The following is a 15,772-nucleotide window of genomic DNA, read 5'->3' as shown; positions in this document are numbered from 1 at the left end:
GGTCTTATCTATATTCTATTCTCCGCTAAAAAACGGTTGCTGCCCCTTGAGGATGACACAGCCGTTTTTGCTTTTTTCAGCCGACTCTCTACTACTTGCAAAGGAGACTGCCATCATGAAGAGAACAAAGCTTATTGCTTCTATTACTATGATCGGGGCTGTTACACTTCTGCTTGTATTGATGCTTGGAGGAAAAGAAAAACAGCCAGCTACAGGCTTCGCGGCCCACAGGGTCATTGCCCATGCCATGGGCGGAATCAATGACAAGGCGTATACCAATACCAAGGACGCTTTTATTGCGAACTATGAGCAGGGGACCCGGATCTTTGAGGCGGACCTGCTGCTGACCAGTGATGAACAGCTCGTGGCCCGTCATGAATGGACTACTGGTATGAGTAAGAAGCTGGGGCAACAGGAGGTTCTTCCTCCTGACAAGCAGGGAGAGGTGCTGACTCACGATGAAGTGATGAACAGCCCGGTGCTGGAGCTCTACTCTCCGCTGGATATTGAGAAAATCGTCAATCTGATGGAGATCTACCCGGATACCTATATTGTTACGGACACGAAGGAGCTAGAACCGGAACAGGTAACGAAGCAATTTCAGCTCATTGTAGAAGCCGCCCGGAAGAAGGACCCAGCGCTGCTGGAGCGGATTGTTCCGCAGATTTATAGCCGGGAGATGCTGGAGGTTGTGAAGCAGGTGTACGCTTTTCCGGAAATCATCTATACCCTATACCAGACAGAGGACAGCGACGAGGTGGTCATTGAATTCGTCAAGCAGACCGGCGTGGACATCACGATGCCGACAACCAGGGCTACCAAGAGCTTCGTGCGTAACTTGAAAAAAGCGGGCGCCAGAGTCTACGTGCATACCGTGAACGATGAGCAGGAGATTGTGGAGCTGTCCCGGCTGGGCGTCAACGGATTCTATACTGATTTTGTCCCGGAAAATGATTTGAACCGGATCAAGGGTCTCCGCTGATTAAGTAAAGGTCAAGGCAAATATGCGAAAAAATGTTCGCATTTTGTTCTCTTTTAAATTGACACTCCCCTTCGTACTGACTTAGACTAGAGATACGGATTGTGCGTGCGCAGGAGTGTGTATATTCACTTAGATGAACAATGAGGATGGACAAAGATGAACGAGATGCGGCAAATGATCAGGCCATGGCGGCATGTATTCAAGCTGGACCCGGACCGTGTGCTTGGTGACAAGGAGCTGGCCGCTGTGTGCCAGTCGGGAACCGATGCGATTATCGTAGGCGGCTCTACTGGCGTGACTTATGAGAATACAGTGAGTCTGCTTGCGAGAATCCGGCAGTATGACCTGCCTTGCGCACTGGAGATCTCGGAGCTGGAGGCCGCTGTGCCCGGTTTTGACCTGTATATGATTCCCATGGTGCTCAACACTGACGATACTTCATGGATTCTCGGCCATCACCGCCGCGCCATTGAACGCTTCGGCAGTCTGATCCCATGGGAATTGCTGCTGACAGAGGGCTATATTGTGCTGAACAGCGATTCCTCGGTAGCGCGCCTGACCGGTGCGGACTACTCGCTCGATGCGGCTGGTGCGGGAGCCTATGCGCAGATTGCAGACAAGCTGATGAACCTCCCGGTGGTCTACCTTGAATATAGCGGACGTTATGGAGATCTGGAGATTGTGCGCGAGGTCAGGGAAGTGGTTGAGCACAGCCAGCTTTTCTACGGAGGCGGAATTACAGGTCCAGAGGAAGCCATGCATGTAGCCGCGCTATGTGATACAGTAGTGGTCGGCAATATTATTTATAGCAATGTGGAACAAGCGCTGTTGACGGTCCAGGCTGTGCGGGATACCCCGCAGATGGACTGGTGGAGTTTATAGATCATGTCCAAATGTTCACCGCAGCGACGACCAAGCTTCGAGTTCAAACCTTAAGTGCGTCTTATATAACTTATATTCAGAAAGGAGCATGTAACACATGCAACTTGTTAACATACAGGACGCCGTAAGCCGTCTGAATCCCCCGCAGCGTCAGGCTGTAGAAGCAACTGAAGGACCCTTGCTCATCATGGCTGGTGCAGGCAGCGGTAAGACCCGCGTGCTGACCCACCGGATTGCGTGGCTGATTGCGAACCGCAAGGCACCGCCTTGGGCGATTCTGGCGATTACGTTCACGAATAAGGCCGCCCGGGAGATGCAGGATCGTGTCTCCAAGCTGGTCGGGCCGGAGGGCCGGGATATTTGGGTATCCACTTTTCACTCGATGTGTGTGCGGATTCTGCGGAAGGATATCGATCAGATCGGTTTCACCTCGAATTTCTCCATTCTGGATTCGACAGATCAGCTGTCCGTCATCCGCAATTGTATGAAGGATCTCGACATCGACACTAAGAAGTTCGAGCCGAAGGCCATCCAGGCCGTCATCAGCACGAACAAGAATGAGCTGATTACACCGGCGCAGTATGAGCAGAAGGTTGGCGATTATTTTGAAGGCCTGGTGGCTAAGGTGTATTCCAAATACCAGCACCGGCTGAGAAGCAATAACTCTCTGGATTTCGATGACCTGATTATGAAGACGATCGAGCTGTTCAAGGAGAAGCCGGATGTACTGGATTTCTATCAGAAGAAGTTCAAGTATATTCATGTCGATGAGTATCAGGATACGAACCGGGCGCAGTACATGCTCTGCCGGATGCTGGCTGAAGGCCACCACCGGATCTGCGTGGTCGGGGACAGTGACCAGTCGATCTACCGCTGGCGCGGGGCGGATATCTCGAACATTCTGAACTTCGAAGAGGATTACCCCGAAGCCCAGACGATTCTGCTGGAGCAGAATTACCGCTCCACCTCGAACATTCTGAATGCCGCCAACGGCGTGATTGCCCTCAATACGGGACGCAAGCCGAAGAAGCTGTGGACTGACTCCGATGAAGGCGCGAAGATCAAGGTGTTCCGTGGCGACACTGAGCATGACGAAGGATATTTTGTCACCGGGGAGATCAGCAAGAATGTGAAGCAGGGGCAGGCTTACCAGAACCATGCGATTCTGTACCGTACGAATGCCCAGTCCCGTGTAATAGAAGAAATTCTGATCAAATCAGATATTCCGTACCAGATCGTCGGGGGGATCAAGTTCTACGACCGTAAAGAAATCAAGGATCTGCTGGCGTATCTCCGCCTGCTGTCCAATCCTGATGATGATATCAGCCTGACGCGGATTATCAATGTTCCGAAGCGGGGACTTGGAGATACAACCGTTGGTAAGCTGGCGGCAGCGGCTGCGGCCCAGGGCGTCTCGATTTTTCGGGCGCTGCAGACGGTGGATGATCTCGGGTTCGCCGGGCGGACCCGCAACACGCTGGTGGAATTCTACGATATGATCGAAGCCCTGCACCGGATGGTGGAATTCCTCTCGGTGACAGAGCTGACTGAGAAGATTCTCGAGCTGTCGCAGTACCGCCTTGAATTGCAGAATGAGAATACGCTGGAGTCCCGTTCACGCCTGGAGAACATTGACGAGTTCCTGTCTGTTACGATGGAATTCGAGAAGAACAATGAAGACAAGTCGCTGGTCTCCTTCCTGACCGATCTGGCGCTGGTTGCGGACATCGACAGCGTGAATGATGAAGAAGAACGCAGTGATGCGGTGGTGCTGATGACGATGCACAGCGCGAAGGGGCTGGAGTTCCCGACCGTCTTCATCATCGGGCTGGAGGAAGGGGTGTTCCCGCACAGCCGTGCCTTCCAGGACAATGATGAACTGGAAGAAGAACGCCGGCTGGCGTATGTGGGCATTACTCGTGCGGAGAAGCAGCTGTTCCTCAGCTGCGCACGGATGCGCACGTTGTTCGGGCGGACGAACGCGAATGCGCCGTCCCGCTTCCTGGAGGAGATTCCGGAGGAGCTGAAGGAAGATACTGTCCGTGAATCGGACCGCTTCCGGCGCGGAGGCGCGGAGGCAGGCGGTGCCTATGGCGGCCGGGGCTTCAGCGGAAGCGGAGGCAGCCGGGGGAACTTCGGCAGCCGCACCGCTGCTGCCGGGAACGCGCCGGGAGGCGGCGGCGGGTCCGCCAGCTTCGGCAGCGGCAGCTCGGCAAGCGCGGTGCCTGGCGCGGGCCGTGTGGTGGTGACGACCGGAGGCGCGCAGCGCACGACGGGCGGGGCCGGGGCGGCTGCGGAGGCCGGAGGCTTCAAAGCGGGCGACAAGGTCGCCCACGGCAAATGGGGCACCGGCACCATTGTGGCCGTGAAGGGCAGTGGCAACGATACGGAGCTGCAGATTGCCTTCCCGGCGCCGGTAGGCGTTAAGCGGCTGTTGGCCGGCTTTGCGCCGATCACCAAAGTTGAATAAATCAAGCTTGCGATTAACGGCAGTGCTTTTGGATCACGCTAACCGTAGGAAACCTATTTGACGGAGGGATATGCCGGATGGATATGATGTTCACGATGGAAGAGCTTGTAGCCGAGCTGAATCAATACAATTATCACTACTATACACTGGATGCTCCGCAGATCAGCGATAAGGAATACGATGTGCTCTACGACAAGCTGGTAGCGCTGGAAGCGGAGAGCGGAATTGTATTGCCGCATTCCCCGACCCAGCGGGTAGGCGGGGAGCTCCTGAAGGGCTTCACACCGCACCGCCATCTGGCACCGCTGTGGAGTCTGGACAAGGCGCAGAATATTGAACAGCTCCGTACCTGGAACACCCGTGTGCTGAAGCTGGTGAATGATTATAATACCAAGAACCCGGAGAATCCGCTGCCGGAGCCGTGTTATGCCGTAGAGCTGAAGTTCGACGGCCTGACGCTGAACCTGACCTATCGTGATGGGGCGCTTGTACAAGCAGCTACCCGCGGCAACGGGGTGACAGGTGAGGGGATTCTGGCTCAGGTGAAGACGATCAAGTCCGTTCCGCTGAATATTCCGTTCAAGGAAGGCGTTATTGAAGTGCAGGGCGAGGGGATTATGAACCTGTCAGTACTGGCGGATTATAATACCCGCGCAGCAGAGCCGCTGAAGAATGCACGCAATGGTGCGGCGGGAGCGCTGCGCAACCTGAATCCCAAGATGACTGCCGACCGCAGGCTGAATGCTTTCTTTTATAATGTGGGGTATGCAGAAGGCGTACAGTTCGCCGATCATCAGGAGATGATGGATTTCCTGCGCAGCAACCGGTTCAAGGTTAACCCTTACCTCAACTACTTCAGCAATTTCGATGATGTAACCGAGCAACTGGCAGAGATTGAAGAGAGCCGTTCCGGTCTGGATTATCTGATTGACGGAGCGGTCATTAAGGTTACTGATTTCCGTATTCGAGAAGCGCTGGGTTATACCGACAAGTTCCCGCGCTGGGCCGTTGCTTATAAATTCGAGGCGGAAGAGACCACAACCATTCTGGAATCTGTCAGCTGGAATGTCGGACGCACCGGCAAAGTTACTCCGCTCGCGCGGGTGGAGGCTGTAGAACTAGCCGGGGTTACGGTGCAGAATTGCACCCTTAACAACGTGGGCGATATTGAGCGCAAGAATCTGAAGTTTGCCCTGGGCACACGGGTGTTCATCCGCCGCTCCAATGATGTCATCCCCGAGATTCTGGGCAAGGTGACAGAAGAGAGTGACGGCGGGGAGATTATCTTCCCCGAAGAGTGTCCGGCCTGTGGGTTCCCGCTGGAGATGCGCGGCGCTCATCTGTTCTGCAACAACAAGCTTGACTGCAAGCCGCAGATTGTCAGCCGGATTACCCATTTTGCGTCCAGAGATGCCATGGATATTGAGACGTTCAGTGAGAAGACGGCGGCTCAGCTGCATGAGGAGCTTAGTGTACGGGAGCCTGCGGATCTGTATGAGCTAACCTTCGACCAGTTGGTGAAGCTGGAGCGGTTCGGAGAGAAGAAGGCGGCGAATCTGCTGAAGGCACTCGAAGACAGCAAAGGCAGAGATCTGGCATCCTTCCTCTATGCACTCGGCATTCCTAATACCGGCAAAGCCACGACAAGAATGCTGGCCGACCATTACCGCAGCCTGGAAGCCGTCATGTCTGCTACAGCGGAGGAACTGGCCGGGTTGCCGGATATCGGGGGAATTGTGGCGGAGAGCATCGTGAATTATTTTGCCGACCCGTTCGTAGTGGTTAGCATCGACCGTATGCGGGCGCTGGGGGTAGAAGCCAAGGCTCCTGAAGCTCCGCGTGTAGTTGCTACCAATTCTTACTTCAGCGGTTTAACCGTCGTACTCACAGGTACGCTGCACAAAATGACCCGCGAAGAAGCCGCCGAACGCCTGGAAGCTCTGGGAGCCAAGGTATCCGGCAGCGTCTCCAAGAAGACAGACCTGGTCATCGCCGGGGAGAAGGCGGGCAGCAAGCTTGCCAAGGCTCAGCAGCTGGGGGTCAAGGTTATCGAAGATGAAGATGAGCTGATCCGGCTGCTGGAGATGTAAGAGAATATATAAGTCCTGTGTTTCCTTTGCTTATGAGCGGAGGGGCGCAGGGCTTTTTTTGATGTATAGGAAATCGAAAAACCGACCACATTGCGCCAAGCGAGGGCAAGCGGGCCGGATGTAATCAAAAAACCGACCACATTGCTCTAAGCGAGGGCGAGCGGGCGGAATGTAATCGAAAAACCGACCACATTGCGCCAAGCAAGGGCGAACGGGCCGGATGTAATCGAAAAACCGACCACATTGCGCCAAGCGAGGGAGAACGGGCCGGATGTAATCGAAAAACCGACCACATTGCGCCAAGTAAGGGTGAACGGGCGGAATGTAATCGAAAAACCGAACACATTGCGCCAAGCGAGGGCGAACGGGCCGGATGTAATCGAAAAACCGACCACATTGCGCCAGGCGAGGGCGAACGGGCCGGATGTAATCGAAAAACCGACCTCATTGCGCCAAGCGAGGGTGAACGGGCCGGATGTAATCGAAAAACCGACCACATTGCGCCCAGGTGAGGGTGAGAGGACGGAATGTAATCGAAAAACCGACCACATTGCGCCAAGCAATGGCGAACGGGCCGGATGTAATCGAAAAACCGACCACATTGCGCCAGACGAGGGTAAGAGGGCGGAATGTAATCGAAAAACCGACCACATTGCGCCAAGTGAGGGCGAACGGGCCGGATGTAATCGAAAAACCGACCACATTGCGCCAAGCGAGGGCGAACGGGCCGGATGTACGGGGATAAGGCACCAGTAGTTGTCACCTGGTAGGGTGATTTTGTTGTGCAGACGGCTACCCTTCCGCTTTCATGTGAACATTTGATAATTTAATACAACTCCATACTTATTTTGACAGTTAGTTAATCTTTCCAAGGTAAGCTTGGGATTAGAACCGTCACAATGAGGAAGGGGTATATGATGAACAAGTTAATGAGGGGCATGATTTTTGGAGGATTGGCGGCAGCCGTAGTCTCAGGAGCAACCCTTGCAGGGGCGGCCAAGAGCCCGGCTAATTCCGGGGGCGCTGCCAAGGCCCAGTCTAAGAATCTTATCGTTCTGATCGGCGACGGCATGGGCCCGGCCCAAGTGTCTGCGGCAAGATATTTTCAGCAATATACCAAGGGAGTCAAGCACCTGAACCTCGATCCATACTACGTGGGACAAGCTACTACATATGCAGACCGGGGAGAGGACAGCGGTAAAATCGTATCCGGGATCGTCACAGACTCCGCCTCTGCCGGTACTGCATTTGCTACAGGCCATAAAACCTATAACGCGGGCATCAGCGTCTCTAATGAGGATGTCTCCAAGCCGTTTGCTTCTATAATCGAAGCTGCGGAGAGCGCAGGCAAGGCCACCGGCCTTGTGACCACTGCCCGTATCACCCATGCCACACCTGCCGTGTACGCTTCCCATGTACGTAACCGTGACAATGAATCGGCGATTGCCTCGCAGTACCTGGAGAGCGGCGTGGATGTGCTCATGGGCGGCGGGAAGCAGTTCTTCCTGACCAAGGATGAGAAGGGCAAACGTACGGATAAGAACCTGCTGCCTGACTTCAAAGCCAAAGGGTACACGGTTGTTGAGAATACCGCAGCCTTAAATGCCCTTACTTCCAAGAATACCAAGGTGTTAGGCTTGTTCGGTAACTCCCATGTGGCTTATACGCCAGACCGCACTCCGGAAATTCCAAGTCTCTCGGCGATGACCTCCAAGGCACTGAATATTCTGTCCGCCGATAAAGACGGCTTCGTCATGATGATTGAAGGCGGGCGTATCGACCATGCCGGTCATGCCAACGATCTGCCGACTATGGTGCAGGAAGCGCTCGACTTCGACGCAGCCTTCAAGACAGCGGTTGATTTTGCGAAGAAAAACGGCAACACCTCCGTGGTGGTTACTGCTGACCATGAGACAGGCGGTCTCTCACTCTCGCGTGACAATATCTATGAGATCAATATCGATCTGTGGAACAAGCAGAAGCACTCCTCTGAGAGTCTGGCAGCCGATCTTGAAGCCGCGCAGACAACGGAAGAGATCCGCAAAATCGTAACGGCAAACACCTGGATTACAGATCTGACAGATGAGGAAGTTACCCAGATTATGAACGGTGACGGTTCTTCGTACAAACGGGAAGGCGCATATAATGCAGTGATTTCTAAGCGCCTGCTGGTCGGCTGGTCGGGTCACGGCCACTCTGCGGTGGATGTTGGGGTGTGGGCGTATGGCCCGATTGCTGACAAGGTGAAGGGGCAGATTGACAATACGCAGATCGCAACTATGGGAGCGGGAATACTGGGACTGGATCTGAACAAGCGTTCCGCAGAGCTGCAGTCGAAATATGTTTATCCGAAATTCAAAATCAGCCGCGACAATGAAGTGCTCTATCCGGCTCAGGCTCTGGTGAAGGCGCTTGGAGGAACCTATACAGGGAGCACTTCTGCTGCCAAGCTTACTATTGGAAAGAATACGATTGAAGTCGACCTGACCGGTAAAACAGCGAAGCTGAACAGTAAAGCGGCCGCATACACGGTGGATGTGGATAACAACGTACTCTACCTTCCGCTTAGTGCGTTCAACCAGTTGAAGGGCACGACCTTAACCTGGGATGCGCTGTCCGAACGCATTGTGCTCAGATAGGAGTGGCTCTTATTGCTCCAGATTCAGAATTTGACCAAACAATTCAAAGTGGACGGCAGAGCTGTGCCGATCCTCGATATCCCCCGGTGGAATGTTGAAAAAGGAGAGCGTGTAGCCATTACCGGACCCAGCGGGTCCGGTAAAAGCACGCTTTTGCATCTGATCAGCGGCATTATGAGTGCAGACAGCGGCAGAATTACCGTAGATGGGCAGCCGCTTCACGAGTTAACTGAGGCGAAGCGCGATGCCTTTCGTGCTTCTGCTATAGGCTATGTGCTTCAAGACTTCCATCTGATTCCTTCGCTGACCGCCCGGCAGAATGTCGAGATTGCCATGACGGCCCGGCTTCCGCAAAAGGAGAGACGGCGCATAGTGGACGGCTGGCTGGAACAGGTGGGCCTGGGGGGCCGCGGAAGGCATCTGCCATCCCAGCTCTCACGCGGGCAGCAGCAGCGCGTTGCTATTGTAAGGGCCATGATCAATCACCCGCCGCTTCTGCTGGCAGATGAACCGACAGGCAGCTTGGACTGGGAGACGGCCGATGAGATATCCTCTCTGCTCCTGGAGCTTAGCAAGGCCCATGGATACACCTTAATCGTGGTAACCCATGACCTCAATATGGCTGGACGGTTTCCACGCCGCTTGAACATTCAAGATATCAATGAAGTACGCCGGGAGGTATTAGCCCGGCAGCGGTCTTCGTTCAGCGGGATAGACAGGGAGGGATTTTCACTATGAGCCTGTTCCGGCTCACCCTCCGCAATGTGCTGCACCGGCGGTTCCTGTCTCTGCTTACCGTGTGTGCTGTGGCGATTACAGTTGCCTTTATTGTGTTACTTGTCCTGTCCCGGCAGAGTGTAGAGCAGGGAGCCAAGAAAGGCTATGGCCCCTTTGATCTTGTCATAGGAGCAACGGGCAGTGAGACACAGCTTGTGCTGAATACCTTTTATCATATCGGCGCACCAACCGGGAATATCCCGCTCGCTGTACTGGATGAGGCCCGGCGGGACCCGTCTGTGGAAGCCGCCTTTGCGCTGACCACGGGCGATAACTACAAGGGTTATCCGATTGTCGGGATAGATTCCGGTTACTTCTTCACCCGCTATGGCGGCAGCAGGCTACAGGAAGGTAAGATGTATGCCCATACTGGTGATACGATTGTAGGCTCATACGTGGCCCGGTCGCTGGGACTGAAGGTAGGTGATACCTTTGCGGGGGCGCATGGACTTGTGCAGGGAGAAGACCACGAATCCGCAGCGGCTGAGCATGAAGGGGATCATGAGGCCGAAGAAGCAGGAGGACATGCGGCAGCCGAAGATGAGGGGACGGGAGAGCGAGCCGGGCATGCCCATGAGGATTTTCGATACAGGGTAGCGGGTATTCTTCCAGAACTCCATACTCCGGATGACCGGGCGGTCTTTACGACAGTAGACTATGCCTGGGCTGTGCACGGGCTGTCCCCTGAGGAACGGGAGATTACGGCGGTGCTGGTTAAGCCGGCCAGTCTGCTGGGAGCCCATGATTTGAAGCAGGCGTTCGATGGCAGCAATGGTGTCCAGGCGGCGTATACCAGCAAGGCCGTGTCCGAGGTGTTGAATGCAGTGGATCAGGGCTCACGGCTGCTGGGGATGCTGACCGCCATTTGTGTACTTCTCGCAGGTATTGCGATTCTATTATCTCTCGTTGCAGCAGCCTCAGAGCGGACCAAGGATGTTGGAATACTACGTCTTCTAGGAAAATCACGGGCCTACGTATGGCTGTCTTTGACCACTGAAGGCCTGCTGGTAACGGCAACCGGACTTATCACGGGCCTTGTGACCGGTCATCTCGGAGCTTATCTGCTCAAGGATATGCTGTTCTCGCAGGCGGGCATTCAAATCGAGCCTTACCATTGGACACCGGAGCATTGGTTTATTGTGCTTGGGGCGTTGGCTATAGGTCTGCTGTCCTCGCTTGGACCGGCCTTCCGGATGTACCGGATGCATCCGCTCGCCTTGTTCAAATCATAGGAGGTACGTTCAATTGATACGACTACAAGGAAGAATGCTTCTGCTGTCGGGAGCTGTGACAGGTATGCTGCTGCTTCAGGCATGTGGCCAGAATACTGCTGCTAATGGGAACGGGGAGTCCTTTGCGGCGGTGGTGGAAGCTCCGCAGAGCACTGCGGAAGTCACGGCGGAGGCTGAGTCGTCCGCATCCCCTTCCCCGCAGGCCACTGCTCCAACAGCCAAAGACGGAGTTGCTGCATCCGCTGCTCCATCCAAAGGTACGGATACCGGGACCAAGGTGACGGTTACGTTCAAGCCGTCTCCATCGCCTACTGCTGCACCTGTTGGAACGGCTACCCGGAAGCCCTCCGGGAAGAATGTAACCATTACGCCGAGTCCGGCCGCCTCTTCTTCTGTACAAAGCCCCCGCCCAGCGGCAGCGTCTAAGGGTACCGGGGAGAGCAGCGCTGAAGCAGAACCCGTCAAGGCTGGATCTGCTCCGGCATTGAGCGTGTCCCCTTCACCGTCACCGTCTGCGGCAGCAGAGGCAGCGTCTACCGTGAGTGCTGCCTCCACAGGGAATAAGGCCATAGACTGGAACGGATTTTTTGACGGAGACGATCAGACCCGGCCCTCAGAGCACTTCTGGGATCTTAGCGGACAGCAGGTTACCATTAAGGGATTCATGGGTGAGGTCCTTTCTTTTGAGAAAAACTGGTTCCTGCTTATTCCCGAACCGGGTGCAGAGTGTCCGTTCGATAATGGGGATGAGACCTACTGGAACAAGATTATGATCGTGTTTGTTCCTGAAGGCAGTAAGCTCCGCTACACCTCTGGTCCGCTGGAAATATCGGGGCGTCTGGATGTCGGAATCAAGATTGACGAGTCCGGCTACAAAACCATGTTCCGCCTGTACGACGCTTCCTTCAAAAGCCTGTGATCCATTAAGCAAGAACAAAAAAACCTCCAAATCCCGGATTGGGAAAGGAGGTTTTTTTTGAAATAGAGGACAGAAGCTACATTACACCCGCTTCGCACTCGGCAGCCAGGCATCTTTATCGTATCCCCGCTGTTCCCAGTACCCGACATAATCTTCATTGATTAACTCAATGCGGTTCAGCCATTTGACTGATTTATAGGCATACATTTGCGGAGTAACGAGACGAACCGGCCCGCCGAGCTGATTGGGGATAGGTTTGCCATCGTGCATCACGGCCACCATGATATCGTCCATCCTCGCCTGATCCAGAGTGAGTGAGTCCGTATAGACACCGTCTCCCGAGTAGAACTTGACCATGACGGCCCCAGGCTGCACACCGGCCATATCGAGCAGCTTCGAGAGGGGGAGGCCCTCCCATGTATTTTTGTACACAGACCAGCCTGTTACGCAGTGAAAATCACTGACCTGCACCTCGCGCTGCAGCTTGACGAACTCTTCCCAGTTCCAGCTCAGCTTCTTATCCACCAGGCCATCAATGGTAAAAGACCAGTTGGAGTTGTCGAACGCGGGAATGGCCGTGACCGTATATACGCGAAAGCTGCCCTCGGCTCCCCCGCCGATAGGAGGTGCAGATTCCGCCAGCGGAATAGGATCGGGAACCAATGCATTGGCATTGCTTGCCGCATAGTCGGCTGTGCCGGGAAACTGCAGGGATTTACCGATCCAGCGGACAAAAGTTGGGCCGAGCGTGACAGCAAGCCCTGCGCCTACCGCAACCTTAATGAACCCGCGGCGTGAATACATAGGCTGGGCTTCAGAAGGAGCCGCAGGCCGAGTCCGTCCTGCGGGAGAAGAGGCCTCTTCAACAGGTACAGTTTCTGCCACAATCGTGCGCTTCTTGGGCTCCTTCAGCCACTTCACCCGTGTAATGGAGTGATAGATGATGACTGGCAGGCCGACCCAGGTCAGCAGATCATGAATGAATAACGCAGTATTCGCTGCTCTCGGCCCGGCAAGCCTGAACTGCCAGAGCACAACCCCTGAGATCAGCCAGCCGATCAAAAGCGTCAGCACGAAGAGGACGTTGGCTTTTTGCGCAGGTTTACCCTTGAGCCGCTTCCAGTGCTTCGCCGCCAGGAGCAGATAGTAGACCACAGGGATCAACAGCGCCAGACCGAACACGATATGGCCCCATTTCAGCCACACTCTGCCCTCACCCAGCAGCTCTCTCCAGAAGCCGCCTACCAACATTAGACCACTAACGGCAAGGATTAAGACCAGCCAGGCATTCCACAAGTGAATCGAGACGAGCTTCTTTCCGTATCCTTTGCGAAGGGTTGTAAGTAAGTTTTTCAAGCGCTTAGCCTCCTCTGGTGCCTCCACCTTAGAGTGATTAATTCAAGTTTTAACTAATTGTACCGCAAAAAGTGTCCCTTGAATAATTCTCTGCCGTTATCCAGATTCGGCGGATTATTCCGCCGCCCATTCCTCCAGCTTCTTGTCACCGGGCAGCAGCAGAGCCAATAGGCCGAGCAGCGGCAGGAAGCCGCAGGCCACGAACACCGTGGCTATTCCGATCGTATCGATCAGATGCCCGATTACAACAGAACCAATTCCGCCAAGCCCGAAGGCAAGGCCGGTAATCAGACCCGAGACCGTACCGATATTACCTGGATACAACATCTGAGCGTAAATCACAGTGACGGAGAAGCTGGATAATAGAATGAACCCGGAGATGATCAGCAGCACGGCCGCCCAGAACTGGTTCACAAAAGGCAGGGCCAGCGCAAAAGGCACCGTCCCGATCATCGACACCAGAATAAGATTGCGGCGGCCGAAGCGGTCTGCCAGCGGGCCCCCGAAGAAGGTGCCGACAGCGCCGGCAGCGAGATAGATGAAGATATAGATCTGAGCCTTATCCAGCGTCATCCCGTATTTGTCCATTAGATAGAAGGCATAATACCCGCCGATGGAGGCGCCGTACCAGGATCGCACGAATACGATGAAGACCAGAATAACCGTTGTAATCAGAATACGTTTGCTGCGGGCAGGGTCGATAGAGCGTGACGCTGACTTTTTGCGGAAGGTGTATCCGGCATCCAGCATCTCTCGGTACCAGCGGGCCACATAGGCCTGGATGGCGACTCCGGCAGCGGCGATAACGGTGAAGCCGAGAGCACCCATCTGACCGAAGGGAATGAATACCCACTTCATTAATAGAGGACCCAAGGCCTGGCCGGCGTTGCCGCCCACCTGAAATATGGATTGCGACAGCCCCTTGCGCTGACCGGCAGCCATATGAGCCACACGCATCCCTTCCGGATGGAACGCAGCTGATCCGAAGCCCACAAGCATTACGGATACAATCACTAATACATAATTACCTGCAAAAGCGAGCAGGAACACCCCGGCAAAGGTACAGCACATCCCCAGCGGGAGCAGGATCGGACGCGGCTTCCGGTCAGCGGCGAAGCCGATAATAGGCTGAATCACCGAAGAGGTGAGATTCAGCGCGAACGCAATCCAGCCGATCTGGGCATAAGAGAGCACCAGGTTATCCTTTAGTACAGGGAACATCGCCGGAATCAGTGCCTGAATGGAATCATTGAATAAATGAACAAAGCTAACTGCAAGCAAAATACGGTAGATGGTAGCCTGCTGCAGATTTCGTGATTCCCCCAGAGGGCCGGATGGAGCTTGAGGCAGGGTCTTGTTGGACATTTGAACTCCTTTCAGGAACAGTTAATAAATAAGTTATCTATGGATACGAAGATAAATTCTATTGTAGCGACAAATGAAGTATTATGGGAATCAATTTGTGCAGGGCTGCGGTGAACTATTCATTATTAACTCAAAAAAAGCAGTGCTTAATCCTATTATAAAAAAAGACTTGCAAACGCTTGGAGCGCGTGATATATTATCTCTTGTGCTTATGAGACATCGACGCTGAATTGAGCGGCGGAAGAAAAATAAGTTGACAACAAACGTAATAAAATGATATGATCTAATTCCTGTGCAAGAGACATAACGTTGAAATGCCGGGAGCAAGTTCTTTGAAAACTGAACAAATGGAACGCTTTAATTTTTACAAGATTCATTCAATGAATCGTCAGTTTCAAAATGAGCAATCGCTCTTTTCGATAGTTTACGGATGGTTATTTCCTCGAAGTGATTCGGGTGAAGCAGCCGCTCGGAAAAACCTAATTGGAGAGTTTGATCCTGGCTCAGGACGAACGCTGGCGGCATGCCTAATACATGCAAGTCGAGCGGAGTTTGAGAGGAAGCTTGCTTCCTTTCAAACTTAGCGGCGGACGGGTGAGTAACACGTAGGCAACCTGCCCTCAAGCCTGGGATAACTACCGGAAACGGTAGCTAATACCGGATAATTTCTTTCTTCTCCTGAAGAGAGAATGAAAGGTGGAGCAATCTGCTGCTTGGGGATGGGCCTGCGGCGCATTAGCTAGTTGGTGGGGTAACGGCCCACCAAGGCGACGATGCGTAGCCGACCTGAGAGGGTGAACGGCCACACTGGGACTGAGACACGGCCCAGACTCCTACGGGAGGCAGCAGTAGGGAATCTTCCGCAATGGGCGCAAGCCTGACGGAGCAATGCCGCGTGAGTGATGAAGGTTTTCGGATCGTAAAGCTCTGTTGCCAGGGAAGAACGTCCGGTAGAGTAACTGCTGCCGGAGTGACGGTACCTGAGAAGAAAGCCCCGGCTAACTACGTGCCAGCAGCCGCGGTAATACGTAGGGGGCAAGCGTTGTCCGGAATTATTGGG

The 15,772-nt window shown here is 54.2% G+C and carries 12 protein-coding genes and 1 rRNA gene; 10 read left to right on the top strand and 3 right to left on the bottom strand.

Translation table 11 applies throughout. The annotated features are described in order from the left end of the window. Window positions 1-115: 115 nt before the first annotated feature. The 4 genes from J2Z70_RS00065 (at window position 116) to ligA (ending at window position 6,424) form a co-directional block, all read left to right on the top strand. Window positions 116-982, top strand: a complete 867-nt coding sequence (locus tag J2Z70_RS00065; RefSeq protein WP_209868286.1) for a phosphatidylinositol-specific phospholipase C/glycerophosphodiester phosphodiesterase family protein — start codon at window positions 116-118, stop codon at window positions 980-982. Between the two features lie 165 nt (window positions 983-1,147). Then, window positions 1,148-1,864, top strand: coding sequence for a heptaprenylglyceryl phosphate synthase (gene pcrB / locus J2Z70_RS00060; RefSeq protein ID WP_209869251.1), 717 nt, complete (start codon window positions 1,148-1,150; stop codon window positions 1,862-1,864). 97 nt (window positions 1,865-1,961) lie between these two features. Continuing rightward, window positions 1,962-4,334 (top strand): DNA helicase PcrA, encoded by a 2,373-nt coding sequence (gene pcrA, locus J2Z70_RS00055; RefSeq protein WP_209868285.1) that lies wholly within the window; start codon window positions 1,962-1,964, stop codon window positions 4,332-4,334. Between the two features lie 77 nt (window positions 4,335-4,411). Next, the gene (ligA, locus tag J2Z70_RS00050) at window positions 4,412-6,424 is read left to right on the top strand and encodes an NAD-dependent DNA ligase LigA (protein WP_209868283.1); all 2,013 of its coding nucleotides are present in this window, start codon (window positions 4,412-4,414) and stop codon (window positions 6,422-6,424) included. A 146-nt stretch (window positions 6,425-6,570) separates the two neighbouring features. Here the strand turns inward: ligA and J2Z70_RS00045 are convergent, their stop codons facing one another. Then, a complete protein-coding gene (locus J2Z70_RS00045; RefSeq protein WP_209868281.1) occupies window positions 6,571-6,975 on the bottom strand; it encodes a hypothetical protein in 405 nt (134 codons plus the stop codon). Between J2Z70_RS00045 and J2Z70_RS00040 the strand changes: the two genes are divergently transcribed. From J2Z70_RS00040 to J2Z70_RS00020, 5 genes are all read left to right on the top strand, one after another. Continuing rightward, window positions 6,975-7,169 carry a hypothetical protein gene (locus J2Z70_RS00040; protein ID WP_209868279.1) on the top strand — a complete coding sequence of 65 codons (195 nt, stop codon included), beginning with the start codon at window positions 6,975-6,977 and terminating at the stop codon, window positions 7,167-7,169. The genes J2Z70_RS00045 and J2Z70_RS00040 overlap by 1 nt on opposite strands. Window positions 7,170-7,341: 172 nt before the next feature. Beyond that, complete coding sequence (locus J2Z70_RS00035) at window positions 7,342-9,063, top strand: alkaline phosphatase (RefSeq protein ID WP_425355092.1); 1,722 nt, start codon at window positions 7,342-7,344, stop codon at window positions 9,061-9,063. Window positions 9,064-9,093: 30 nt separating this feature from the next. Beyond that, the gene (locus tag J2Z70_RS00030; RefSeq protein WP_245367883.1) at window positions 9,094-9,801 is read left to right on the top strand and encodes an ABC transporter ATP-binding protein; all 708 of its coding nucleotides are present in this window, start codon (window positions 9,094-9,096) and stop codon (window positions 9,799-9,801) included. Beyond that, window positions 9,798-11,072 carry an ABC transporter permease gene (locus tag J2Z70_RS00025; protein WP_209868273.1) on the top strand — a complete coding sequence of 425 codons (1,275 nt, stop codon included), beginning with the start codon at window positions 9,798-9,800 and terminating at the stop codon, window positions 11,070-11,072. Before J2Z70_RS00030 ends, J2Z70_RS00025 begins: the two co-directional genes overlap by 4 nt. Window positions 11,073-11,085: 13 nt before the next feature. After that, a complete protein-coding gene (locus J2Z70_RS00020; protein ID WP_245367882.1) occupies window positions 11,086-11,991 on the top strand; it encodes a hypothetical protein in 906 nt (301 codons plus the stop codon). A gap of 81 nt (window positions 11,992-12,072) precedes the next feature. Here J2Z70_RS00020 and J2Z70_RS00015 read toward each other — a convergent pair whose 3' ends face one another. Both J2Z70_RS00015 and J2Z70_RS00010 read right to left on the bottom strand, forming a co-directional pair. After that, the gene (locus J2Z70_RS00015; RefSeq protein WP_209868271.1) at window positions 12,073-13,347 is read right to left on the bottom strand and encodes a molybdopterin-dependent oxidoreductase; all 1,275 of its coding nucleotides are present in this window, start codon (window positions 13,345-13,347) and stop codon (window positions 12,073-12,075) included. A 114-nt stretch (window positions 13,348-13,461) separates the two neighbouring features. Next, window positions 13,462-14,712: an MFS transporter gene (locus J2Z70_RS00010; RefSeq protein ID WP_209868270.1), complete on the bottom strand. Its 1,251-nt coding sequence runs from the start codon at window positions 14,710-14,712 to the stop codon at window positions 13,462-13,464. 480 nt (window positions 14,713-15,192) lie between these two features. Here J2Z70_RS00010 and J2Z70_RS00005 point away from each other — a divergent pair. Beyond that, a 16S ribosomal RNA gene (locus J2Z70_RS00005) occupies window positions 15,193-15,772 on the top strand; the annotation flags it as partial.

Source organism: Paenibacillus silagei, assembly GCF_017874735.1.
Classification (GTDB): domain Bacteria; phylum Bacillota; class Bacilli; order Paenibacillales; family Paenibacillaceae; genus Paenibacillus_AQ; species Paenibacillus_AQ silagei.
The sequence above is the reverse complement of the archived record's forward strand: the minus strand, read 5'-3'. Positions and strand labels throughout refer to the sequence as shown.

Bases quoted from the DNA above. Each gene is read 5' to 3' on its own strand.
- J2Z70_RS00025 (WP_209868273.1), top strand. From the start codon at position 9,798: ATGAGCCTGTTCCGGCTCACCCTCCGCAATGTGCTGCACCGGCGGTTC.
- pcrB (WP_209869251.1), top strand. From the start codon at position 1,148: ATGCGGCAAATGATCAGGCCATGGCGGCATGTATTCAAGCTGGACCCG.
- pcrA (WP_209868285.1), top strand. From the start codon at position 1,962: ATGCAACTTGTTAACATACAGGACGCCGTAAGCCGTCTGAATCCCCCG.
- J2Z70_RS00045 (WP_209868281.1), bottom strand. From the start codon at position 6,975: ATGTGGTCGGTTTTTCGATTACATTCCGTCCTCTCACCCTCACCTGGG.
- J2Z70_RS00010 (WP_209868270.1), bottom strand. From the start codon at position 14,712: ATGTCCAACAAGACCCTGCCTCAAGCTCCATCCGGCCCTCTGGGGGAA.
- ligA (WP_209868283.1), top strand. From the start codon at position 4,412: ATGGATATGATGTTCACGATGGAAGAGCTTGTAGCCGAGCTGAATCAA.
- J2Z70_RS00065 (WP_209868286.1), top strand. From the start codon at position 116: ATGAAGAGAACAAAGCTTATTGCTTCTATTACTATGATCGGGGCTGTT.
- J2Z70_RS00035 (WP_425355092.1), top strand. From the start codon at position 7,342: ATGAACAAGTTAATGAGGGGCATGATTTTTGGAGGATTGGCGGCAGCC.